This is a genomic window from Streptomyces sp. ADI95-16 (genome assembly GCF_003721495.1).
Classification (GTDB): Bacteria; Actinomycetota; Actinomycetes; order Streptomycetales; family Streptomycetaceae; genus Streptomyces; species Streptomyces goshikiensis.
Genome location: NZ_CP033581.1, coordinates 3,825,273 through 3,846,955, shown reverse-complemented (window position 1 = coordinate 3,846,955; position 21,683 = coordinate 3,825,273). Strand labels below are relative to the sequence as shown.

The 21,683-nt window shown below is 74.5% G+C and carries 16 protein-coding genes; 8 read left to right on the top strand and 8 right to left on the bottom strand.

Translation table 11 applies throughout. From position 1 onward, the window contains the following. Window positions 1–69: 69 nt before the first annotated feature. Window positions 70–1,119, bottom strand: a complete 1,050-nt coding sequence (locus EES41_RS16790; RefSeq protein WP_123079278.1) for a WD40 repeat domain-containing protein — start codon at window positions 1,117–1,119, stop codon at window positions 70–72. 76 nt (window positions 1,120–1,195) lie between these two features. Between EES41_RS16790 and EES41_RS16785 the strand changes: the two genes are divergently transcribed. Together EES41_RS16785 and EES41_RS16780 are read left to right on the top strand one after the other, a co-directional pair. Further along, the gene (locus tag EES41_RS16785) at window positions 1,196–1,888 is read left to right on the top strand and encodes a GDSL-type esterase/lipase family protein (RefSeq protein WP_123079276.1); all 693 of its coding nucleotides are present in this window, start codon (window positions 1,196–1,198) and stop codon (window positions 1,886–1,888) included. A 59-nt stretch (window positions 1,889–1,947) separates the two neighbouring features. Beyond that, complete coding sequence (locus EES41_RS16780) at window positions 1,948–2,937, top strand: aldo/keto reductase (RefSeq protein ID WP_008743880.1); 990 nt, start codon at window positions 1,948–1,950, stop codon at window positions 2,935–2,937. Window positions 2,938–3,106: 169 nt separating this feature from the next. Here EES41_RS16780 and thpR read toward each other — a convergent pair whose 3' ends face one another. The 3 genes from thpR to EES41_RS16765 all read right to left on the bottom strand — a co-directional run bounded on the left by thpR (window position 3,107) and on the right by EES41_RS16765 (window position 5,477). After that, window positions 3,107–3,667 (bottom strand): RNA 2',3'-cyclic phosphodiesterase, encoded by a 561-nt coding sequence (gene thpR, locus EES41_RS16775; protein ID WP_123079265.1) that lies wholly within the window; start codon window positions 3,665–3,667, stop codon window positions 3,107–3,109. 27 nt (window positions 3,668–3,694) lie between these two features. Further along, the gene (locus tag EES41_RS16770) at window positions 3,695–4,954 is read right to left on the bottom strand and encodes an MFS transporter (RefSeq protein ID WP_123079263.1); all 1,260 of its coding nucleotides are present in this window, start codon (window positions 4,952–4,954) and stop codon (window positions 3,695–3,697) included. An 85-nt stretch (window positions 4,955–5,039) separates the two neighbouring features. Next, complete coding sequence (locus EES41_RS16765; RefSeq protein WP_073799612.1) at window positions 5,040–5,477, bottom strand: MarR family winged helix-turn-helix transcriptional regulator; 438 nt, start codon at window positions 5,475–5,477, stop codon at window positions 5,040–5,042. A gap of 135 nt (window positions 5,478–5,612) precedes the next feature. Here EES41_RS16765 and EES41_RS16760 point away from each other — a divergent pair, with 135 nt between their 5' ends. After that, window positions 5,613–5,795: a hypothetical protein gene (locus tag EES41_RS16760; protein ID WP_008743884.1), complete on the top strand. Its 183-nt coding sequence runs from the start codon at window positions 5,613–5,615 to the stop codon at window positions 5,793–5,795. On the opposite strand, the gene EES41_RS16755 is transcribed toward EES41_RS16760, so the two are convergent. Further along, window positions 5,788–7,248 (bottom strand): NCS2 family permease, encoded by a 1,461-nt coding sequence (locus tag EES41_RS16755; protein WP_123079261.1) that lies wholly within the window; start codon window positions 7,246–7,248, stop codon window positions 5,788–5,790. The genes EES41_RS16760 and EES41_RS16755 overlap by 8 nt on opposite strands. Before the next feature lie 138 nt (window positions 7,249–7,386). Here EES41_RS16755 and EES41_RS16750 point away from each other — a divergent pair, with 138 nt between their 5' ends. Together EES41_RS16750 and EES41_RS16745 are read left to right on the top strand one after the other, a co-directional pair. Continuing rightward, complete coding sequence (locus EES41_RS16750) at window positions 7,387–7,716, top strand: DUF2530 domain-containing protein (RefSeq protein WP_123079259.1); 330 nt, start codon at window positions 7,387–7,389, stop codon at window positions 7,714–7,716. A 105-nt stretch (window positions 7,717–7,821) separates the two neighbouring features. After that, window positions 7,822–10,290, top strand: coding sequence for an HAD-IC family P-type ATPase (locus tag EES41_RS16745; RefSeq protein WP_123079257.1), 2,469 nt, complete (start codon window positions 7,822–7,824; stop codon window positions 10,288–10,290). 97 nt (window positions 10,291–10,387) lie between these two features. Here the strand turns inward: EES41_RS16745 and EES41_RS16740 are convergent, their stop codons facing one another. Further along, window positions 10,388–11,635: an MFS transporter gene (locus EES41_RS16740; RefSeq protein ID WP_123079255.1), complete on the bottom strand. Its 1,248-nt coding sequence runs from the start codon at window positions 11,633–11,635 to the stop codon at window positions 10,388–10,390. 78 nt (window positions 11,636–11,713) lie between these two features. On the opposite strand from EES41_RS16740, the gene EES41_RS16735 reads away from it, so the two are divergent. Continuing rightward, window positions 11,714–12,706, top strand: a complete 993-nt coding sequence (locus EES41_RS16735) for a DUF5937 family protein (protein ID WP_123079253.1) — start codon at window positions 11,714–11,716, stop codon at window positions 12,704–12,706. Between the two features lie 239 nt (window positions 12,707–12,945). On the opposite strand, the gene EES41_RS16730 is transcribed toward EES41_RS16735, so the two are convergent. Both EES41_RS16730 and serC read right to left on the bottom strand, forming a co-directional pair. Next, a complete protein-coding gene (locus tag EES41_RS16730; protein WP_164495863.1) occupies window positions 12,946–16,161 on the bottom strand; it encodes a sacsin N-terminal ATP-binding-like domain-containing protein in 3,216 nt (1,071 codons plus the stop codon). Window positions 16,162–16,338: 177 nt separating this feature from the next. Beyond that, complete coding sequence (gene serC, locus EES41_RS16725; protein ID WP_123079249.1) at window positions 16,339–17,460, bottom strand: phosphoserine transaminase; 1,122 nt, start codon at window positions 17,458–17,460, stop codon at window positions 16,339–16,341. Between the two features lie 174 nt (window positions 17,461–17,634). Between serC and EES41_RS16720 the strand changes: the two genes are divergently transcribed. Together EES41_RS16720 and EES41_RS16715 are read left to right on the top strand one after the other, a co-directional pair. Beyond that, window positions 17,635–20,658 carry an FAD-binding and (Fe-S)-binding domain-containing protein gene (locus EES41_RS16720; RefSeq protein WP_123082522.1) on the top strand — a complete coding sequence of 1,008 codons (3,024 nt, stop codon included), beginning with the start codon at window positions 17,635–17,637 and terminating at the stop codon, window positions 20,656–20,658. A 9-nt stretch (window positions 20,659–20,667) separates the two neighbouring features. Continuing rightward, window positions 20,668–21,606, top strand: coding sequence for a DMT family transporter (locus EES41_RS16715; RefSeq protein ID WP_123079247.1), 939 nt, complete (start codon window positions 20,668–20,670; stop codon window positions 21,604–21,606). Window positions 21,607–21,683: the final 77 nt, after the last annotated feature.

Here is a 21,683-nt window from a genome sequence, read left to right as displayed (position 1 = left end):
GGTCCGGGCAGCGCGCGGGAACGGTGAAAGGGCGGGGCGGGGAGTCCCTCCCCGCCCCGCCCCGCGGGGTCACGGCTTGGGGCGGCGCCGGAAGAGCCGCTTCGCGGCGAAGAGCGCGGCCGTGGCGCCGGCCAGCACGAGGGCGCCCTTCGTGAAGCTGCCCTCCCCGGCGGAGGACCGGCCCGCGCCCGCCTGGCCGCCGCCCGCACCCGTCGGCGCGTCCGCACCACCCGACGCCCCGGTCCCGCCCCCGGCCCCCGGCACCGGGACCGCCACCACGCGGCTCGCCGCCCCCTCCGCCCCGAACATCAGGGCGGAGCCGTCGGCCGTGTACGTCACGGACTCCGCCTGCCCCTGCCACGGCGCGTCGATCCGTTCCCCCTCGCCCTGCGGCCGCCCGTCCTTCCACGGGTAGGTCCGGGCCAGGAAGTAGCCCCGTACCGTCAGCCGCGTGCCGTCCGGCGAGAACGCCCCGTCGGTCACCCACGGCAGGCCGGCGACCCGGCGGAACACGTTCGGGCCCGAGGCGGACAGCTTCTCCGGGCCCTCGTACAGCCCGCCCTTGTCCTCGCTCTTGCTCCCGATGTACACCCGCCCCGTCACCGGATGCACCATCAGCGCCTCCGCGTTGCGCGGCCCGTCCTCGTACCGCACCGTGAACTGCTCCGCCTTGACCGTGGCGTCGGCCAGCTGCTTCGGCTCCTGGAACCGGTAGATCCACACGTGGTCCCAGGTGCCGTCCCGGTTGTCCCCGATGTCGCCGACGTACAGCGCCCCGTCCGGCCCCAGCGAGATCGCCTCGACGTCGCGCGGCTTCCCGATGCCCGTCAGCGTCACCCGCGCCACCGTCTTCCCGGTCGCCGAGTCCACGGCGTAGACGTACGGGCCGTCGTCGCTGTCGTTGTGCGTCCAGTAGACGCCCGGGTGGATCCGGCTGGCCGCGAGCCCGCTCGACTCCTTGATCCTGGGGTCGGTGATGGTGAACCCCGACGGAGCGGAGCCCGACGGGCCGCCCGTGGCGGCGAAGGCCGGAGCCACCGGCAGCAGTACGACGGCGGCGGAGACGGCGGCGGAGACGACGGCGGCGGAGAACGCGGCGGGCGGCGGGAGCAGGCGCATGACCCAAGCCTGCCAGCACGCCCCGAGTGTCCGGCATCACAGCGGCCCACGCCGCGCGATCCGCGATGATGACGGGATGCGTTTCATGTTCGTCGGCGACTCCATGACCATCGGACGCGCCGGCGACTACACCTGGCGCTACCGGATGTGGCAGCACCTCAACGCGACCTTCGGCGGCCCGTACAAGATCGTCGGCCCGCGCTGCGAGGTGTACGACACCTTCGCCGACGCCCCCACCAGCCACGAGTACGCCGAGCCCGGCTTCCCGGACCACGCCCGCCGCCATCTCGCCGGCTGGGGCGAGGGCTGGCAGCACATGGTCCCCCTCATCGGGCCCGCCGCCCGCGCCGGCAAGGCCGACGTACTGCTCGTCTCCCTCGGTCTCATCGACCTCGGCTTCTACACCGACGCCCTCCAGACGGCGGCCAACGTCCGCCGCTTCGTCGAGGAGGCCCGCGCCGGCCGCCCCGGCATCCGGATGGTCCTGCTCCCCGTCATCCCGAACGTCCGCGCCGAGTCCGACGCGCCGTTCGCCTCCGAGGTCGCCCGCTTCAACGAGCTCCTCGCCAAGGCCGCCGCCGACCTGAGCACCGACGCCTCGCCGATCCTGCTGGGCGCGCGGCCCTCCTCGTACGAGATCCACCACGACACCTACGACGGCACGCACCCCAACGCCTCCGGCGAGCACCGCATCGCCGGGGAGTTCGCGTCGGTCCTGCACCAGGCGTGGGGCATCGGCGCGCCGTACCGGCCGGACCGGGACCCGTAACACGCCGTTCGCCGGGCGCCCTTGCCTGGAGCGCACTCCAGGCAGTTGGCTAGTGGCCCATGAAGTACACACAGCTCGGACGCACCGGTCTCAAGGTCAGCCGACTCGTACTCGGCACCATGAACTTCGGCCCCCTCACCGGGGAGTCCGAAAGCCACGCCATCATGGACTCCGCCCTCGACGCGGGCATCAACTACTTCGACACCGCCAATGTCTACGGCTGGGGCGGAAACAAGGGCCGCACCGAGGAGATCATCGGCACCTGGTTCGCCCAGGGCGGCGGCCGCCGCGAGAAGACGGTCCTCGCCACCAAGGTCTACGGGAGCATGGCCGCCGAGGGCGAGTCGTGGCCCAACTACGACCGCCTGTCGGCGCTGAACATCCGGCGGGCCGTCGACGCCAGCCTGAAGCGGCTGAACACCGACCACATCGACGTCTACCAGTTCCACCACGTGGACCGCCGGACGCCCTTCGAGGAGATCTGGCAGGCCATCGAGGTCCTGGTCCAGCAGGGCAAGATCCTCTACGCGGGCTCCTCCAACTTCCCCGGCTGGAAGATCGCCCAGGCGAACGAGACGGCCGCCCGGTCCGGCCGGCTCGGGCTGGTCAGCGAGCAGTGCCTCTACAACCTCGCGGAGCGGCGCGCGGAGATGGAGGTCATCCCGGCCGCCGAGGCGTACGGGCTCGGCGTCATCCCGTGGTCCCCGCTGCACGGGGGCCTGCTGGGCGGCGCGATCCGCAAGGCGGCCGAATCCGGTCGGACGGCCTCCGGCCGCTCGGCGGACGCGCTGGCGAACAGCTCCGTACGCGCGCAGGTCCAGGCGTACGAGGACCTGCTGGCCAAGCACGGCCTGGAGCCGGGCGAGGCGGCACTGGCCTGGCTGCTGACCCGGCCGGGGGTCACGGGCCCGATCGTCGGCCCGCGTACGCCGGAGCAGCTCGCGTCCGCGCTGCGGGCGGTGGAGCTGGAGCTGTCCGAGGAGGTCCTGGCGGGCCTGGACGAGATCTTCCCGGGTCCGGGGCCGTCGCCGGAGGCCTTCGCCTGGTAGGGGCGGGGCAGGCTACTGCCCGACGGCGGCGGCCACCGCCACGACGACGAACATCAGTACGAGCACACCGGCCATGACACGGTTTCTGGTCTTGGGGTCCACCCGTCGAGCCTAACGCGACCGGCCCGGCCCCCCGTACGGAGGGGGCCCGGGCCGGTCGCGGGCCGGCCTACGCCCCGCCGCCGAGGGGCCAGGCGGCGACGACCTCGTAGCGGGGCCGCTCGCCCGGGACCCCGGAGACGGGCAGGTCGCTCCGGACCAGGCTCAGCTCGCCGACCTGCCAGCGGGTCCCTTCGAAGGGGCCGAGCGCTTCGAGGTACGGGCGCAGGTCGACCGCCTCGCGGCAGCGGGCCAGGGTGAGGTGCGGGGTGTAGCGGCGGTGCTGCTCCATGGGCACCCCGGCCCGGCGGGCGGCCGCGTCGGCGCGCTCGGCGAGCATCCGGAGCGAGTCGAGCTCCCCGGCGGCCCCGGCCCAGAGGGCGCGGTCGCCGAAGTGCCCGCAGCCGTGCAGCCGGAGCCCGAAGGGGTCGGTGTGCGCGGCGGCCCGGCGCAGCCGTTCCCGCAGGTCGGGCAGGACGCGGTCGTCGACCTCGCCCATGAAGGCGAGCGTGAGGTGCCACCCCGCTTCCCCGGTCCACCGCAGCCGGCCGTCCGCGGGCAGCGCCCGCACGGCCTCGCGCAGCTCGTCCACGGCCCGCGCCGGCGGCAACACGGCGGCGAAGAGTCTCATCCCCCGACCCTAACGACCCCCGCCGGGTCAGGCGGCTCGGGCGAGGGTGGGGGTGCGGGGGACCAGGGCGAGGCCGTGGTGGCGGGAGACGCGCAGGCGCAGGTTGCCGACGCGGGAGAGGATCACCGCGATCGTCAGGGCGCCGGCGAGGGAGATCAGGCCGCCCGTCGCCATGCCGATCCGCGCGCCGTACGTGTCCGTGATCCAGCCCACCAGCGGGGCCCCCACCGGGGTGCCCCCGGTGAACACCATCATGAACAGCGCCATGACCCGTCCCCGCATCTCGGGGTCGGTCGCCATCTGCACGCTGGAGTTGGCGGTCACGTTCACCGTCAGCCCGAACATCCCGATCGGCACCAGCATCGCCGCGAACAGCCAGAAGTCGGGGACGAAGGCCGTCACCACCAGCAGCGCGGAGAACAGCGCCGCCGCCGCGACCAGCAGCCGCAGCCGCGAGTGGCCGCGCCGTGCCGCCAGCAGCGCGCCCGCCAGGGAGCCCGCCGCGATCAGGGTGTTGAAGAGGCCGTACGTGCCCGCGTCCCCGTGGAACACGTCGCTGACGTACGCCGAGAGCCAGATCGGGAAGTTGAACCCGAACGTCCCGATGAACCCGACCAGCACGATCGGCCAGATCAGCTCGGGGCGCCCGGCGACGTAGCGCAGGCCCTCGCGCAGCTGCCCCTTGGCGCGCGGCCGCGGCCGCACCGGGTACAGCTCGTGCGCCCGCATCATGAGCAGGCCCGCGACCGGGGCGGCGAAGGACAGCCCGTTCAGCAGGAAGGCCCAGCCGGAGCCGACGGCGGTGATCAGCACGCCGGCCAGCGCCGGGCCGACCAGCCGCGCGGACTGGAAGTTGGCGGAGTTCAGGCTGACCGCGTTGGCGACCTGCGCCGGGCCGACCATCTCGGAGACGAACGTCTGCCGGGCCGGGTTGTCCACGACGGTGACGAGGCCGAGCAGGAAGGCCGCGAGGTAGACGTGCCAGACCTGGACGTGTCCGGCGAGGGTGAGCGCGGCGAGCGCGAGGCCGGTCAGGCCCATCGCGGTCTGCGTGCCGATCAGCAGCGGCCGCTTGGGCAGCCGGTCGGCGAGTACGCCTCCGTAGAGGCCGAACAGCAGCATCGGGAGGAACTGCAGGGCGATCGTGATGCCGACCGCGGAGGCCGAGCCGGTCAGGGAGAGGACCAGCCAGTCCTGGGCGATGCGCTGCATCCAGGTGCCCGTGTTCGAGACCACCTGGCCCGTCGCGAAGAGCCGGTAGTTACGGACCTTCAGCGACGAGAACATCGAATTCTTGGGAGCGGGTGTGTGGTCGGGGGCGGAGTCTGCTCCGGATCCCGTACTCAAAAGGGTCGCCTCCTGGCGTCTGCGGTTACAAGTGCGCGAGCTTCTCCAGGACGGGCGCGGCCGCGCGCAGCTTGGCCCATTCGTCCTCGGTGAGCTCGGCCGCGAGCCCGGCCAGGAAGGCATTGCGCTTGCGACGGCTCTCTTCGAGCATCGCCTCGGCTTCCTCGGTCTGGCGGACCACCTTCTGGCGGCGGTCGTCGGGGTGCGGCTCCAGCGTGACCAGTCCCTTGGCTTCGAGCAGCGCGACGATCCGCGTCATCGAAGGCGGCTGTACGTGTTCGCGTCGGGCCAGCTCACCGGGGGTGGCCTGGCCGCAACGGGCAAGGGTGCCGAGCACCGACATCTCGGTCGGGCTCAGCGATTCGTCGACGCGCTGGTGCTTCAGGCGCCGGCCCAGCCGCATGACGGCGGAGCGGAGATCGTTCACGGCGGCAGCGTCGTCGCCATGGGAAAGGTCACGCATGTCCTTAGAATAACTCATTACCCTAGCTAAGGAAAACGGATTGGGCCCTGCCCGGGGAGACCCTCATCACTCGTAAGGGTGAGTGGGTTCGGGAAAGCGGCACGCGCCCACGCCCTCTGCCCCGACCCTTTCGGCATGGGGACACATGTGCTGAGCATGCGCATAGACGGGGAGCTGCTGGAGCGGCTCCGCCACCATGCCGCCAAACGCGGAATGAGCGTCCAGGACTATGTCGTCCGGACGCTCATTCGCGATGACTTCGACGAGCGGTTCAAGTCCGCCGTCGACGAGACGGAGAAGTTCTACGGCCTTATGTGAGGCCCAGCGCGGGCATCGCGTAGTAGAAGACGAACACCGCCGACACGATGTACATGGCCACGGGGACTTCACGGCCCCGGCCCGTCACCAGGCGCAGCACGCTGAAGCTGATGAAGCCGATGCCGATGCCGTTGGTGATCGAGTAGGTGAAGGGCATCATCACCATCGCCAGGAAGGCCGGGACGGCGATCGTGAGGTCGCTCCAGTCGATGTCCCTGACCGAGCCCGCCAGGATCAGGAAGCCGACCGCCACGAGCGCCGGGGTGGCCGCCTGGGACGGGACCATCGTGGCGAGCGGGGTGAGGAACAGCGCCACGGCGAAGAGGCCGCCCGTGACCACGTTCGCCAGGCCCGTACGGGCGCCCTCGCCGACACCGGCCGTGGACTCCACGAAGCAGGTCGTGGCGGAGGAGGAGGTCGCGCCGCCCGAGGCGACGGCGAGGCCGTCGACCAGCAGGACCTTGTTGATGCCGGGGAAGGTGCCGTCGGGCTCGATCAGCTTGGCCTCGTCGCCGACGCCGAGGATGGTGCCCATCGCGTCGAAGAAGCAGGACAGCAGCACGGTGAAGACGAAGAGGACGCCGGTCAGCACCCCGACCTTGTCGAAGCCGCCGAACAGGCTGACCTGGCCGACGAGCCCGAAGTCGGGCGCGGCCACCGGGTTGCCGGGCCACTCGGGCACGGTCAGGCCCCAGCCGGTGTCGGGCAGCTGGACGATCAGCTGGACGACGACGGCGACGACGGTCATGGCCACGATGGAGATCAGGATCGCGCCGGGCGTCTTGCGGATCAGCAGCGCCAGGGTCAGCAGCACGCCGACGGCGAAGATCAGGACGGGCCAGCCGTGCAGGTGGCCGTCGGAGCCGAGCTGGAGCGGGACCGTGGTGTGCGCGGCGTCCGGGATGCGGGTGACGAAGCCCGAGTCGACCAGGCCGATCAGCATGATGAACAGGCCGATGCCGATCGCGATGCCCTTGCGCAGGCCCAGCGGGACGGCGTTCATGACCCGCTCGCGCAGGCCGGTGGCGACCAGCAGCATCACCACGAGGCCGGCCAGGACCACCATGCCCATGGCGTCGGGCCAGCTCATCCGGGGGGCGAGCTGGAGCGCGACCACGGTGTTGACGCCGAGGCCGGCCGCGAGCGCGATCGGGACGTTGCCGATGACGCCCATGAGGAGCGTGGAGAACGCCGCCGTCAGGACGGTGGCGGTGACGAGCTGGCCGCCGTCGAGCTGGTGCCCGTACATGTCCTTGGCGCTGCCGAGGATGATCGGGTTCAGCACGATGATGTAGGCCATCGCGAAGAAGGTCGCCAGGCCGCCGCGGAACTCGCGGCCCACGGTCGAACCGCGCTCGGAGATCTTGAAGTAGCGGTCCAGTCCGGAGGTGCCCTGGGGGCCGGAGGGCTGGGGCGATTCCGCGGTGGCGGGGGCGGGGGCCGACGTGCTCATACGGTCCTCAACGTCCTCATTGGGGTGTTCATACGAAGAAATTGGGCCACGCCCAAACCGTTTCAGTATGAACACATGAACGAAAGGCCGTCCATCTCCGCGCGTAGACCCCGTTCGCGCGCACCTAGACTTGAGGGCATGGCGAAATGGACTGCGAAGCACGAGGCGCCCGAGCCCCTTGAGGGCCCCGTCGTCGCGACCGTCACCGGCGGCACGATCGTCTGGTTCGCCCTCTTCCTCGTCCAGCTCCCCTTCTACGGGTGGTTCGCCGACCGGGACCTGCTGTGGTGGGTCTGGTGCTGCGCGGCCGGCGGCGTCCTCGGCCTGATCGGCCTCTGGTACGTCCGCGGCCGCGAGGCGGCCCTCACGCGCCACGCCGATGCGCTGGCCGCGCGGGGGACGCAGCCGGGACCCGCGGGCCCCTCCGCCCCCGGCCCCGACACCGACGCCGGCCCGGCGCAGGGCTGACCGCCGCCCGGGGGCACTACCCGGGGACGATTCGGCTCATCCTGAAGTCGGATATCCGGACATCTCGGCGGGTGAAGCGCCCCGAGCCCCTTTAACGTCGAAAGCATGACGCAGCGGGCGAAGATCGAATCCGACGGACCCGACGGACCCGAGTCGCGCGGCGGCTCCGGCGCCATCGACGCCGGAGCCGAGCTCGACCCCGTACACCCCGTCCGGCCGCCCGCGCCGCGGTTCGAGCCCGGCGGGCTGAGCACCGCCGAGGTCGCCGAGCGCGTCGCCCGCGGCGACGTCAACGACGTCCCCGTCCGCAGCAGCCGCTCGACCTCCGACATCGTCCGCGCCAACGTCTTCACCCGGTTCAACGCCATCATCGGCGTCCTGTGGGTGATCATGCTCATCGTCGCGCCGCTCCAGGACAGCCTCTTCGGCTACGTGATCGTCGCCAACACCGGCATCGGCATCATCCAGGAGCTGCGCGCCAAGAAGACCCTGGACGGGCTCGCCGTCATCGGCGAGGCCAAACCCAGCGTCCGCCGCGACGGCACGACCGCCGAGATCTCCACCTCCGAGATCGTCCTCGACGACGTCATCGAACTCGGCCCGGGCGACAAGGTCGTCGTCGACGGCACCGTCGGCGAGGCCGACGGCCTGGAGATCGACGAGTCCCTGCTCACCGGCGAGGCCGACCCCGTCCTGAAGAAGCCCGGCGACCCCGTCATGTCCGGCTCCTTCGTCGTCGCCGGCGGCGGCGCCTTCACCGCCACCAAGGTCGGCCGCGAGGCCTACGCCGCCCAGCTGGCCGAGGAGGCCACCCGGTTCACGCTCGTCCACTCCGAGCTGCGCTCCGGCATCTCCACCATCCTCAAGTACGTCACCTGGATGATGATCCCGACCTCCATCGGCCTGATCATCAGCCAGCTCGTCGTCAAGGACAACAACCTCAAGGACTCCATCGCCCGCACCGTCGGCGGGATCGTCCCGATGATCCCCGAGGGCCTGGTCCTGCTCACCTCCGTCGCCTTCGCCATCGGCGTCGTCCGGCTCGGCCGCAAACAGTGCCTGGTGCAGGAACTGCCCGCCATCGAGGGCCTCGCCCGCGTCGACGTGGTCTGCCTCGACAAGACCGGCACCCTCACCGAGGGCGGCATGGACGTCACCGAACTGCGGGCCCTCGGCGGCGCGGAACCCGCGTACGTGAAGAAGGTGCTCGGCGCGTTCGGCGAGTCCGACCCGCGCCCCAACGCCAGCCTCCAGGCCATCATCGACGCCTACCCCGACAGCGCGGACTGGCGCTGCACCGAGTCGCTGCCGTTCTCCTCCGCCCGCAAGTACAGCGGCGCGAGCTTCAGCGAGGGCGACGGCGAGAACTCCACCTGGCTGCTCGGCGCCCCCGACGTGCTGCTGCCCGCCGGGGACCCGGCGCTCGACGAGATCAACGGCCTCAACGAGCAGGGCCTGCGCGTCCTGCTGCTCGCCCGCTCCGGACGCGAACTCGACGACGCGGCCGTCGCCACCGGCGTGAAACCGGCCGCGCTCGTCGTCCTGGAGCAGCGGCTGCGCCCCGACGCCGCCGACACGCTGCGCTACTTCGAGGACCAGAACGTCCGGGCGAAGGTCATCTCCGGCGACAACGCGATCTCCGTCGGCGCGGTGGCCGGCAAGCTCGGCCTGCCGGGCGCCGAGAACACGGTCGACGCGCGGAAGCTGCCCGCCGAGCGGGCCGGGATGGCCGAGGCACTCGACGGGAACGCGGTGTTCGGCCGGGTCACCCCGCAGCAGAAGCGGGACATGGTCGCAGCCCTCCAGTCCCGGGGCCACACCGTCGCGATGACGGGCGACGGCGTCAACGACGTCCTCGCCCTCAAGGACGCCGACATCGGCGTCTCGATGGGCTCCGGCTCCGAGGCCACCCGCGCGGTCGCGCAGATCGTCCTCCTGAACAACAGCTTCGCGACGCTGCCCTCGGTGGTCGCCGAGGGCCGGCGCGTCATCGGCAACATCACCCGGGTCGCCACCCTCTTCCTGACGAAGACGGTGTACTCGGTGCTGCTGGCCATCCTGGTGGTCTGCTCCCAGGTGGAGTACCCGTTCCTGCCGCGCCACCTGACGCTGCTGTCCACGCTGACCATCGGCGTACCGGCGTTCTTCCTGGCCCTGGCCCCGAACAAGGAGCGGGCGAAGCCGCACTTCGTGAAGAGGGTCATGCGGTACGCGATCCCCGGCGGGGTCATCGCGGCGGTGGCCACCTTCGTGACGTACCTGGTGGCCCGCCACCACTACACCGGCGCCGGCGCCCTGGAGGCCGAGTCCAGCGCGGCGACGCTGACGCTGTTCCTGACCTCGATGTGGGTCCTGGCGATCATCGCCCGCCCGTACACGTGGTGGCGGGTCGGGCTGGTCGGGGCGATGGGGCTGGCGTTCCTGATCGTGCTGGCCGTGCCCTGGCTGCAGACGTTCTTCGAGCTGAAGCTGATCGGCACGACGATGCCGTGGACGGCGGTCGCCATCGCGGCGTTCGCGGCGTTCCTCATCGAGATCACCTTCCGCTGGGTCGACCACAGGTTCCCCGCCTGAGCGCGCGCCGCGGGGGCACCCGGGAGGAGACGGGCCGGGCCGTGCCCCCGCGCGGTCCGGACCGTCTCCTCCCGGGTGCGCCCGGGTGCTCAGGGCGTCACGCCGCGAGGCCGTGGGCCGTACGGGCCGCGACGCGGGTGCGCAGCGCCAGGGTGGCGGCCGCCGAGAGGAGGCCTGCCACCAGGGCCGTCCACCACAGGGCCGCCGCACCGGCCCCGGTGTAGAGGGTGACGCCCAGGGTGAGGGCGCAGAAGCGGGCGAGGCCCCAGGTCCAGCCGAAGGCGCCCTGGTAGCGGCCGCGCGCGGCGGCCGGGGCGAGGCCGGCGACCACCGAGACCGCGATCCCGGCGACCACCACCTCGCCGACGGACCAGACGACCACCGACGCCGCGTACCCGGCGACGGAGTCCGCGAAGCCGGTCAGCGCCACCCCGGCGGCGATCAGCACGCTGCCCGCCGCCTGCACCGGGAGCTGCGGGAGCCGGGAGAGGCGGGCCGTCACCACCGGCTGGAGCGCCACGACCAGCACGGCGTTGACCGCCGCCATCGCCCCGTACACGGCGGGGGAGAGGCCGCTGTCGCGCACCGCCAGCGGCAGCGCGACCTCGGTCAGCGAGTACACGAACAGCTGGATGCCGAACAGCGGGAGCAGGGCGAGCATCAGCCGGTCGCGGAAGACGACCCCGTAGCCGATGCCGGTGTACTCCTCGCCCGGGGCCGCGGCTGCGGCTGCGGGGGCGCCGGCGGCGGCGGGAGCGGCTGTGGGGATGGGGGCGGGGATGCGGGCCGGCTCGCGCAGCCGGGTCGCCACGACCGTCGCGTAGACCAGCAGGGTTCCCGCGTCTACGGCGAAGAGCAGCCAGTAGCCGTGCGCCGCGAGGAAGCCGCCGAGCACGCCCGCCACGGCGGTGCCGATGTTGACGCCCCAGCCGAACAGGGCGTACGCGCTCCGGCGCCGCTCCGGGGACACCGAGTCGGCCATCAGCGCATACGCGGCGGGGCCCACCGTCGCCGACGCGACGCTGAGCAGCAGCGCGGCCGTCGCCATCGTCCACAGGCCGGGGGCGAGGAACAGCGCGCCCTGGGCGGCCGCCGCGCCGAGGAGCCCGATCAGCATGGTCGGGCGGCGGCCGATCCGGTCGGCGAGCACCCCGCCGAGCGCCGGGCCGAGCAGGTTGCCGGCCCCGAGCGCGCCGAGGACGTACGAGGTCTCGGGGCCGGTGACGCCCCGGTCGGCCAGCAGGAACACCAGGAACGGGGTGACCAGGTGGCCGAGGCGGTTGACGATCGTGCCGGCGAAGAGCGTCCAGACGGTGGGCGGTAGACCGCGGAAGGTGGAGGGCATGGCAGGAGCCTGCGGCCCACCGCCCCGGCCCCCAATTGATTAAGCTCAGACCGAATCCAACGAGCCACCGGGGGCGGTATGGAATCCGAACTGAGCTTCTCCGCGACGGATCTGGCGCAGACCAGGTTCGCGGTTTCCCCGATGTGGGAGGTCGTCACCAGCTACCTGCTGCTGAAGCGGCCCGCCGAGCCTGCGATGCACCGCCGTTGGGCCGCGCAGGTGCGCCCCCGGCTGCTGCGCGCCGGCCTGGACCGGGGCTGGCTGGCCGCCCTCGTCCCCGGAGACGGCTACCTCGCCGACTTCCTCACCCCCACCCCCGCCGGGCCCTTCCCCGAACTCGCCGAGGAACTGACCGCCATCCGGCGCAGCACCCCGGAGCAGGTCCGGGCGGACATCGCCACGCTCCTGCGCAAGTCCGGCCCCTCGCCCCGGCGCAGGCTGCTCCACGAGGAGCCCGAGGCCGCGCTGGAGAAGGTGGCCGCGGAGATCGAGACGTACTGGGAGCTGGCCCTCGCCCCGTACTGGCCGCGGGTGCGGCAGCTGCTGGAGGCCGATGTCTTCCACCGCGCCCGGCAGGTCGCCGAGCACGGCTCCGCCCGCGTACTGGGCGAGCTCCACGAATCGGTGCGCTGGGACGCCGGAACCCTGCGCATGGTGCGCAGGCAGTACCAGCTGACCCGGGACCAGGCCGGATCGGGGCTGCTGCTGGTGCCCTCCGCCTTCGCCTGGCCCCGCGTGCTGACCCGTTCGGTGCCGCCCGAGCCGCCCCAACTGGCGTATCCCGCCCGGGGCATCGGCTCCCTGTGGGAGCCCCGGACCCCCGGCCCGGCCGCCGACGCGGTCGCCGCCGTGCTCGGCCGCTCCCGCGCGCAGCTGCTCGCCGAGCTCGACGTCCCCGCCTCCACCACCCAGCTCGCCCGCAGCTGCGGGCTGTCCGCCGCCGGGGTGTCCCAGCACCTCACGGCCCTGCGCAACGCCGGCCTGGTCACCGGGCACCGCAACGGCCGCTCGGTGCTCTACGCCCGGACGGCCGTCGCGGACGCGCTGCTGACCCCGCAGGCCGCGCCCTAGAGCGCGCGGCCCGCAGCCCGGAGACGGCGGCCGGGAGCTCGCGGCCCGGAGCCCGCGCCCTAGAGCGCGCGGCTCGCGGCCCGGAGCTCGGTGCTCTACGCCCGGACGGCCGTCGCGGACGCGCTGCTGACCCCGCAGGCCGCGCCCTAGAGCGCGCGGCCCGCAGCCCGGAGACGGCGGCCCGGAGCTCGCGGCCCGGAGCCCGCGGCCCGCAGCGCGTGCGCCAGAGCCCGCGCCGGTCAGTCGAACCAGCGGTCGCGGGCCAGTTCCGCCGTGCGCGAGGGGTCCTCCAGCAGCGCCGCCACCTCGAAGCGGCGCGGCCACTGGCCCGCCGCCCACGCCAGGCCCGCCGCCACGCCCTCCAGGGTGGCCGCGTGCAGGGTGCCGTCCGGGGTGCGGCGCCAGTCCAGCTCGACGCCGCCCGCGATCAGCTCCTCGTGCTCCAGGTACGTCACCGGCGTCGCCGCGCCCAGCAGGACCCGTACCGCCTCCGGTACGTCGTGCTCCTCGCCCGGCGTCGTGACCTGCGCCGGGACGGTCTCCGACAGCCGCCGCACCTGGAGCAGCTCCGCCAGGTCGGCCGCCCGCTCCGGGGCGACCGGCAGCAGCGCCAGCCCCGCCGTCAGCGGCAGCAGGTCCGGGGCGTCCGCGATGACCGCGTCGGCCGCGTCCACCACGCGGACCTCCCCGTCCACCACCGCCCGCAGCTCGTCCGGGAGGGTCACCTGCTCGGGATCCAGGTCGGCCAGCGCCCCGTACAGGGCGTGCAGTTGCCGGTCGGACACCTCGCGGTCCGGGTCGGCGAGACGGCCCAGCAGCTCGGCCGCGCCACCGGGCTCCTCCAGCAGGGCCGACGCGCTGGTGCGTACGCCCAGCGCCCGCAGGACCTGCTCGTCCTCGAAGCCGGTGGCGTCCGCCGGGGTGTACAGGCCCGCCAGCAGCGGGTCCCCGCCCGCCGCGCGCAGCCCGGCCGGGCGGCGGCCGTCGAGCACCGGGTGGTCGCGCAGCCACCAGGCGGTGTACGAGCGCACCGACCGGGTGGTGCCGTCCGGCAGCAGGATCCGTACGGGCTGGGTCAGCGCGTCGCGCAGCGGCGGCTGCGCCAGCATGGCCAGTGCCTGCGGCCAGCAGTCGTCGTCGACGAGGTCGAGGTCGCGGACGGCGATCAGCTCCGTGGCCACCGGCGGCACCGGTGTCTGCGGCAGCTGGTCCAGGAGGTCCTCGCACCACACGTCCACCGCGTCCAGCAGGCCCGCGTCGTCCGGCTCGGCGAAGTCCCCGTCACGGGGCTCCAGTTCGTCCGGGTCGAGGACCACGTCGGTGGCGCGGACCAGCTGGAAGGCGGCCAGTACGCCCACGGCGGTGAGCGTGTCCGCGTCCCACCGGGCGGCCAGCTCGGCGTCCAGGTACGGGATCTCGTCCTCCCGCACCACCGAGGCCAACGCGGAACCCGGCAGCAGGAGTTCGCCCGCCGGGGTCAGCTCGCCGTCCTCGTCGGGGAGGGCCAGCGCGCCCAGCCAGGGCTCGTCACCGGGGGCCAGACCGGCGCCCCGCACCAGGGCGAGCACCACCTCGGCCAGCTCGTCGGCGTCGAGGGCGTCCTCGTCCCAGATCTCCCCCGCGTCCAGCGAGGCCGCGACGGCCGCCCGTACCTGCGGGGTCGTCAGGACCGCGCGGGGCGTCGCCGGGAGCGCGCCCAGCTTCTCCAGCAGCGGGTGCGCGGCGTCCGGGTGGGCCACCTTCAGCCCCAGCCGGGCCAGGCTCTCCGGGGTGTCCGCGCCGGGCAGCAGCAGGTGCCGCGGCCCGATCGCGGTCCGGCCGTCGGCGAGCGGCACCGGGAGCCCGGACAGCCGGTCCGGGTCCACCCCGGCGAGGCTGTCGTAGAGCCGGTGCCACCAGTCCGGGGTGCGCTCGATGCCGGCGATCCGCTCGATGGCGTCGCCCAGCGGGAGCCGGCCCACGCCCAGGGCGCGCAGCTCGGAGCGCCGCTCCAGCCCGGCCGGGAGCAGGGTCGGCAGCACCTCCGCGAGGACCCGTACGGTGTCGGCGCCCGCGCCCTCCACCACCTCCGCCTCGAAGGGACGCAGGGCGGCGCGGCCGTCGCGCTCGGTGTCGGACACGGAGTCGGACACCGAGTCGGAGACCGGGCCGGGCTCGGCGTGCGCGTCGAAGCCGGAGGAGGCCGGGGCGGGCGCCGCCGGCGCGAGGAACGCCGTCCGGGGCAGCCGCTGGAGCACCGCCGCGCGCAGGGCCCCGTCCAGCTCGCCCTTGCCGAGCGGCCCGGGTACGAGGTCCACGAGCGCGGTGCTCACCGGCTCCCAGACGCCCAGGAGTTCGGCGTAGGCGTCCGCCGCGCGCTCCACGAGGAAGTCGGTCAGCGGGCCCGGCGCGGGGTGGCGGCGGGCGGTGTCCAGCGGGAGGGTCGCGATGAGCAGCGCCGGGATGCCGAGGGGTTCGTCGGTCGGGGTCGGCGCGTGCACCACGGGCGCGGTGGCCGGGCGGACGGGCGCGCCGTCGGAGTCGACGGGGACCGCCCAGGACACCGTCCAGACGGGGCGCAGCCGCTCCTCGACCGGGCGGCCGGCGAGCAGGGCGCGCTCGATGGCGCCGCTGTGGCGGACGGTGCGCCAGCGGTGGGTGCCGGTGCGGGAGTCCTCGATGACGGTGTACGGGCCCTCGTCGCGGCGCCGCAGCGTCCGGGTGCCGCCGGCCGGGGTGTCGACGACGACCTCGCACAGCCCGGGCAGGGTGAGCAGCAGCGCGTCGTCGATGCCGGCCAGCAGCCGCTCCGCCAGGTCCTCGGCGGCGGCGTCGCGCAGCGGGAGGACCACGACCGTGTCGTACCCCTCGGGCGCGGTGCCCTCGGCGGGCAGCGGCAGGCGCAGCAGCGGGACGTGGCCGTCGCGGCGGCGCAGCTCGTCGCCGAGGCCGGGGCTGCCGCCCGCGGCGTCCCGGGCGAGTTCGCGGGCCTCGGCGAGGGACCAGCGGACCCCGCCGTGGCGGCCCAGGACCGCCGGTTCGTCGGACACGGCGAGGACGGCGGCGAAGCCGACGCCGAACCGGCCGACGGTGGCGCCGGAGCCGGTCTCGGTGCCCGGCGTCGAGGGCTCACGCTTGGCGGAGGCGCGCAGGGTGCTCAGCGACTCCACGCCCGTCGCGTCCAGCGGGGCACCGGTGTTGGCGACGGCCAGCACCGCGTGCCCGCCGTCACCGGGGTGCAGGGTGAGCCGCATCCGCCCCGCCGCCCCGGCCCGGGCGGCCGCGTCGGCGGCGTTCTGCGCCAGCTCGACCACCAGCCGGTCCCGGTAGCCGCCGAGCGCCAGGTCCTCCTCGGCGTTGGCGTCCTCGCGGAACCGGGCCGGGCCCGCGCCCCACGTGTCGAGCACCCCGCGCCGCAGCCGGGCCGTGCCGAAGGGGTCCACGCCGCCTTGTGCCGCTGTCACTCGCACGCTCACGCCGCTGCCTCCAAGAATCGCCGAGCCCTGAACGTCCCGAAGGTATCGCGGCCGGGCGCACGGGGTTTCGCCGGTGGTGCCCGCCACCCGGCCGCGCCGTCGCCGCGCCCTCGCCGCACACGGCGAAGCCCCCGGGGACGCGGTGGTCACCGGGGGCTTCGCGGGAGCGCCGTGCGGTCAGAGCTTCTCGATGACGTGGTCGATGCAGGCGGTCAGCGCCTGCACGTCCGCCGGGTCGATCGCCGGGAACATCGCGATGCGGAGCTGGTTGCGGCCGAGCTTGCGGTACGGCTCGGTGTCCACGATGCCGTTGGCGCGCAGCACCTTGGCGATCGCGGCCGCGTCGATGTCGTCGGAGAAGTCGATCGTGCCGATGACGGCGGAGCGCTTGTCGGCGTCCACGACGAACGGGGCGGCGTACTTCGACGCCTCCGCCCAGCCGTACAGGTTCCGCGCGCTGGCCGCCGTACGTCCGGTCGCGAACTCCAGGCCGCCCTGGCCGTTCAGCCACTCCAGCTGCTCGTTCAGCAGGAAGAGGGTGGACAGCGCCGGGGTGTTGTACGTCTGGTTCTTCAGCGAGTTGTCGATCGCCGTCGGCAGCGAGAAGAACTCCGGGACGTGCCGGCTGCCGGAGGCGTGCACGCGGGCCGCGCGCTCCAGGGCCGCCGGGGAGAACGCCGCCAGCCACAGGCCGCCGTCGGAGGCGAAGGACTTCTGCGGGGCGAAGTAGTAGACGTCGGTCTCGGTGATGTCCACCGGCAGACCGCCGGCGCCCGAGGTCGCGTCCACCAGAACGAGCGAACCGGCATCGGCGCCCGCGACGCGCTTGATCGGCGCGGCGACACCCGTCGAGGTCTCGTTGTGGGTGTACGCGTACACGTCCACGCCGGCCTCGGCGACCGGGTCCGGGTGGGTGCCCGGCTCCGAGGAGATCACCGACGGCTCGTCCAGCCACGGCGCGAGCTTCGCGGCCTTGGCGAACTTGGAGGAGAACTCGCCGAACGTGAGGTGCTGGGACTTCCGCTCGATGAGACCGGCGGTCGCGACGTCCCAGAAGGCGGTGGAGCCGCCGTTGCCCAGGATCACCTCGTAACCCTCGGGCAGCGAGAAGAGGTCCCGGATGCCCTGGCGCACCGATCCGACCAGGTTCTTGACCGGGGCCTGGCGGTGTGAGGTTCCGAGCAGGGAGGTACCGGTGGCGGCGAGGGCGTCCAGCGCCTCGGTCCGCACCTTGGAGGGGCCCGCGCCGAAGCGTCCGTCGGCGGGCTTGATGTCAGCGGGAATCTGGATCTCAGCCACGAGCGGAGCGTATCGGGTCCCGGTCCACGCCTCGGAGGCGCGTCCACCCGGTGAGACGGGCCCGGCCGGTGGCAGGGTGGGCGCGTGACGTCACCCGGGGAACTCGAACGGACATTGCGGTCGGAGCTGCGCGGGGAGGTGGACTTCGGGGCCGCCGCGCGGGCCCTCACCACGATGGACGCCTCTAACTACCGGCGCGTCCCGGCCGGGGTCGTCGCCCCGCGCGACGCCGGGGACGTGGCGGCCGCGCTGCGGATCTGCGCCGACGCCGGGTTCCCGGTCGTGCCGCGCGGCGGCGGGACGTCCATCGCGGGCCAGGCCACGGGCGTCGGGGTGGTCCTGGACCTCACCCGGCACATGAACGCGCTGGTGTCGGTGGACCCGGCGGCGCGGACGGCCGTGGTGCAGCCGGGGCTGGTGCTCGACCGGCTGCGGGACGCGGTGCGCCCGTACGGGCTGGCCTTCGGGCCGGACCCCTCCACGCACGCGCGCTGCACCCTGGGCGGGATGATCGGCAACAACGCGTGCGGGGCGCACTCGGTGGCCTGGGGGACCACCGCCGACAACGTGACGGAGCTGTCGGTGACGGCGTACGGCGGCTCCTCGTACCGGCTCGGGACGGGCTGGGCGGGCGCGCCCGAGGGCCTGCGGGAACTGGTGGCGGGGAACCTGGCGGTGCTGCGCACGGGCCTGGCCGGCGGGTTCTCCCGGCGGATCTCCGGCTACGGCGGGCTGGACGCGCTGCTGCCGGAGCGGGGCGTGCGGGTGGCCCGGGCGTTCTGCGGGAGCGAGGGCACGCTGGGGGTGGTGACCGAGGCGGTGGTGCGCCTGGTGGAAGCGCCGAGCGCGCCGGTGCTCGCGGTGCTCGGGTACGCCGACGAGAGCGCGGCCGCCGACGCGGCGGCGGGGCTGCTCGGGGCCGGGCCGCTGACGGTGGAGGGCATGGCGCGGGACCTGGTGCCGGGCGCGGCGGCGGCCGGGCTGCCGCGCGGGGACGCCTGGCTGTTCGTGGAGATGCGGGACGAGGGCGCCGCGCGCTCCCTCGTACGGGGCGCCGACGCCGTTGACTCCCTGCTGGTCACGGACCCGGCGGGGCAGCGGGCGCTGTGGCGGATCCGGGAGGACGCGGCGGGCACGGCGACGCGGACCCCGGACGGGGGAGTGGCCTGGCCCGGGTGGGAGGACTGCGCGGTCCCGCCGGCCCGGCTGGGGGCGTACCTGCGGGAGTTCCGCGCCCTGCTGGCGGCGCACGGGCTGCGCGGGACGCCGTACGGGCACTTCGGCGAGGGCTGCGTGCACGTACGGATCGACTTCGACCTGGTGTCCCCGGCGGGGATCGCCCGCTTCCGGACCTTCTCGGGGGAGCTCGCCGACCTGGTCGTCTCCCACGGGGGCTCCCTGTCGGGGGAGCACGGCGACGGGCAGGCGCGGGCGGAGCTCCTTCCCCGGATGTACGGGCCGGAGGTGATCGCCCTCTTCGGCGCGTACAAGGACGTGTGGGACCCGGCGGGCGGCATGAACCCGGGGATGCTGGTCCGCCCGGCCCGCCTGGACGAGAACCTCCGCTTCGCGGTGCTGCCGCCGGACGGCGGGGACCTGTCGGACGGGGTGGCGCGGTGCGTCGGGGTCGCGAAGTGCCGGACCACGGAGGTGGGCGGCCCGGGGGTGATGTGCCCGTCGTTCCGGGCGACGGGGGAGGAGCTGCACTCCACGCGGGGCCGGGCGAGGCTGCTGCACGAGATGCTGGCGGGCGAGGTCGTCACGGACGGCTGGCGCTCGCGGGAGGTCGCCGAGGCGCTGGACCTGTGCCTGTCCTGCAAGGGCTGCCGCAGCGACTGCCCGGTGGGGGTGGACATGGCCGCGTACAAGGCGGAGTTCCTCCACCACCACTGGTCGGGCCGGATCCGCCCGCCGGCCCACTACCTGCTGGGCGGCCTGCCGCGGCTGCTCCGCACGGTCGCGCTGCTGCGGGCGGCGGCCCCGCTGAACGCCGCCGCCCGCCGCCTCCCGCCCCCGGGCCTGACCCGGGAGCGCCCGCTGCCACCCCTGGCCCGCACCCCGTTCACCCGCTGGTGGCGCTCGCGCGCCGTGGCGCCTCCAGCCTTCGCCGCCGGGGACGGGGAGCTTTCGGCGTCCGCCGCCGGGGACGGGGCCGGGGAGCTTTCGGCGTCCGCCGCCGGGGGCGGGCCGTCTTCGGCGTCCGCAGCGGGGGGCGGGGCGTTTTCGGCGTCCGCCGCGGGGGACGGGGAGCCTTCAGCGTCCGCCGCCGGGGGCGGACCGTCTTCGGCGTCCGCAGCGGGGGACGGGGCGGCTTCGGCGTCCGCCGCCGGGGACGGGGCCGGGGAGTCTTCAGCCTCGCCGGCGTTTGAGGCGCGGGGCCGGGCGGAGCCCGGTTTCGGGAAGGGGCGGGGTGGGGGGAGCCGCCCGCAGGGCCCGGGGGCCACCGCCGTCACCCTGTGGCCCGACACCTTCACCGAGTACCTCTCCCCGCAGACCGGCCGCGCCGCCGTCCGCGTACTGGAGGCCGCCGGCCTGGAGGTCACCGTCCCGCGGGGCCCTGTCTGCTGCGGGCTGACCTACGTCTCCACCGGCCGCCTCGACCGCGCCCGCACCGTCCTGCGCCGCACGCTCACCCGCCTCGGCGACGACCCCGACGACCCCGGCGCCCCCGGCGACGCCCCCGTCCGCCCCGTCATCGTCCTCGAACCCAGCTGCGCCGCGGCCCTCCGCACCGACCTGCCCGCCCTCCTCCCCGACGACCCCCGCGCCCACCGCCTCGCCGCCGCCGTCCGCACCTTCGCCGAGGCCCTGGAGCAGTACGCCCCGCACTGGCGGCCGCCGCGCCTGGACCGGCCGGTCGTCGGGCAGACGCACTGCCACCAGCACGCCGTCCTCGGCGACGCCGCCGACCGCCGGCTGCGCGAGCGCGCCGGCCTCACCGGCGAGCTCAGCGGCGGCTGCTGCGGCCTCGCGGGCAACTTCGGCTTCGAGCCGGGCCACCACGCCGTCTCGGTGGCGTGCGCGCGGGAGCAGCTCCTGCCGTCCCTCGACGCGGCGCGCGACAGCGGGCCCGCGATCCTGGCCGACGGCTTCTCCTGCCGGACGCAGATCGCGCAGCTCTCCCCGTACCGGGCCCACCACCTCGCGGAACTCCTGGCCGACGGCCTCCCGATCGAGCGGCCCGTACATACCCCTTAGTCTGGACAAATGCCCGCACCTTCCCCGTCCCCGACGCACGCCGCCACCGCCGCCCGGGCCACCGGAGCCGGCGGCAGCGCCCGCCCCTCCCCGCTGGGCCCGGTCGCGCTGGTGGTCTCGGCGGGGATCTCGGTGCAGTTCGGCGCCGCCCTCGCGGTCATGGTGATGCCCCGGGTCGGCGCCGCAGGCGTCGTCACGCTGCGCCTCGCCGCCGCGGCCGTCGTCCTCCTGCTGATCTGCCGCCCCAAGGTGCGCGGGTACTCCCGCTCGGACTGGACCACCGTCGTCTGGTTCGGCGTGACCATGGCGGGCATGAACGGCCTCTTCTACCAGGCCATCGACCGCATCCCGCTCGGCCCGGCCGTCACCCTGGAGGTCCTCGGCCCGCTGGCGCTCTCCGTCGCCGTCTCCCGCCGCCTGGTCAACCTGCTCTGGGCCGGTCTGGCCCTGGCCGGGGTGGTCCTGCTGTCCACGCACGGCGGCGGCGGCTTCGGCGGCCTGGACCCCCTCGGCGCCGCCTTCGCCCTCGGCGCGGGCGGGATGTGGGCGGCGTACATCGTCTTCAGCGCCCGCACCGGCCGCCGCTTCCCCCAGGCGGACGGCCTCGCCCTGGCCATGGCGGTGGCGGCGCTGCTGTCCCTCCCGCTGGGCGCGCTCGAAGCCGGCTCCGACCTGCTGCTCCCGGGCACCCTGGCCCTCGGCGTCGGCGTGGCGGTGCTGTCGTCCGTCCTCCCGTACACCCTGGAACTGCTCGCCCTGCGGCGCCTGCCGGCCCCGACCTTCGCGATCCTGATGAGCCTGGAACCGGCGATCGCCGCCGCGGCCGGCTTCCTCGTCCTCCACCAGGCCATGTCCGGCCTGGACGCGCTGGCGATCGCCCTGGTGATCGCGGCCAGCATGGGCGCGGTCCGCTCCCAGACCCGCCGCCGGCGCGCGCCGGACGCCTGACGCCGGCGCGCCCCCGCCCGCCCGGCCGCCCGCCCGGCCGCGGGGGTCCGGCCGGGCGGGCGTGATCCACGGGCCGC

What these genes read in the sequence shown, in the direction of transcription:
- EES41_RS16790 (WP_123079278.1), bottom strand. Translation starts at nt 1,119, where the DNA reads ATGCGCCTGCTCCCGCCGCCCGCCGCGTTCTCCGCCGCCGTCGTCTCC.
- EES41_RS16785 (WP_123079276.1), top strand. Translation starts at nt 1,196, where the DNA reads ATGCGTTTCATGTTCGTCGGCGACTCCATGACCATCGGACGCGCCGGC.
- EES41_RS16780 (WP_008743880.1), top strand. Translation starts at nt 1,948, where the DNA reads ATGAAGTACACACAGCTCGGACGCACCGGTCTCAAGGTCAGCCGACTC.
- thpR (WP_123079265.1), bottom strand. Translation starts at nt 3,667, where the DNA reads ATGAGACTCTTCGCCGCCGTGTTGCCGCCGGCGCGGGCCGTGGACGAG.
- EES41_RS16770 (WP_123079263.1), bottom strand. Translation starts at nt 4,954, where the DNA reads ATGTTCTCGTCGCTGAAGGTCCGTAACTACCGGCTCTTCGCGACGGGC.
- EES41_RS16765 (WP_073799612.1), bottom strand. Translation starts at nt 5,477, where the DNA reads ATGCGTGACCTTTCCCATGGCGACGACGCTGCCGCCGTGAACGATCTC.
- EES41_RS16760 (WP_008743884.1), top strand. Translation starts at nt 5,613, where the DNA reads ATGGGGACACATGTGCTGAGCATGCGCATAGACGGGGAGCTGCTGGAG.
- EES41_RS16755 (WP_123079261.1), bottom strand. Translation starts at nt 7,248, where the DNA reads ATGAGCACGTCGGCCCCCGCCCCCGCCACCGCGGAATCGCCCCAGCCC.
- EES41_RS16750 (WP_123079259.1), top strand. Translation starts at nt 7,387, where the DNA reads ATGGCGAAATGGACTGCGAAGCACGAGGCGCCCGAGCCCCTTGAGGGC.
- EES41_RS16745 (WP_123079257.1), top strand. Translation starts at nt 7,822, where the DNA reads ATGACGCAGCGGGCGAAGATCGAATCCGACGGACCCGACGGACCCGAG.
- EES41_RS16740 (WP_123079255.1), bottom strand. Translation starts at nt 11,635, where the DNA reads ATGCCCTCCACCTTCCGCGGTCTACCGCCCACCGTCTGGACGCTCTTC.
- EES41_RS16735 (WP_123079253.1), top strand. Translation starts at nt 11,714, where the DNA reads ATGGAATCCGAACTGAGCTTCTCCGCGACGGATCTGGCGCAGACCAGG.
- EES41_RS16720 (WP_123082522.1), top strand. Translation starts at nt 17,635, where the DNA reads ATGGACGCCTCTAACTACCGGCGCGTCCCGGCCGGGGTCGTCGCCCCG.
- EES41_RS16715 (WP_123079247.1), top strand. Translation starts at nt 20,668, where the DNA reads ATGCCCGCACCTTCCCCGTCCCCGACGCACGCCGCCACCGCCGCCCGG.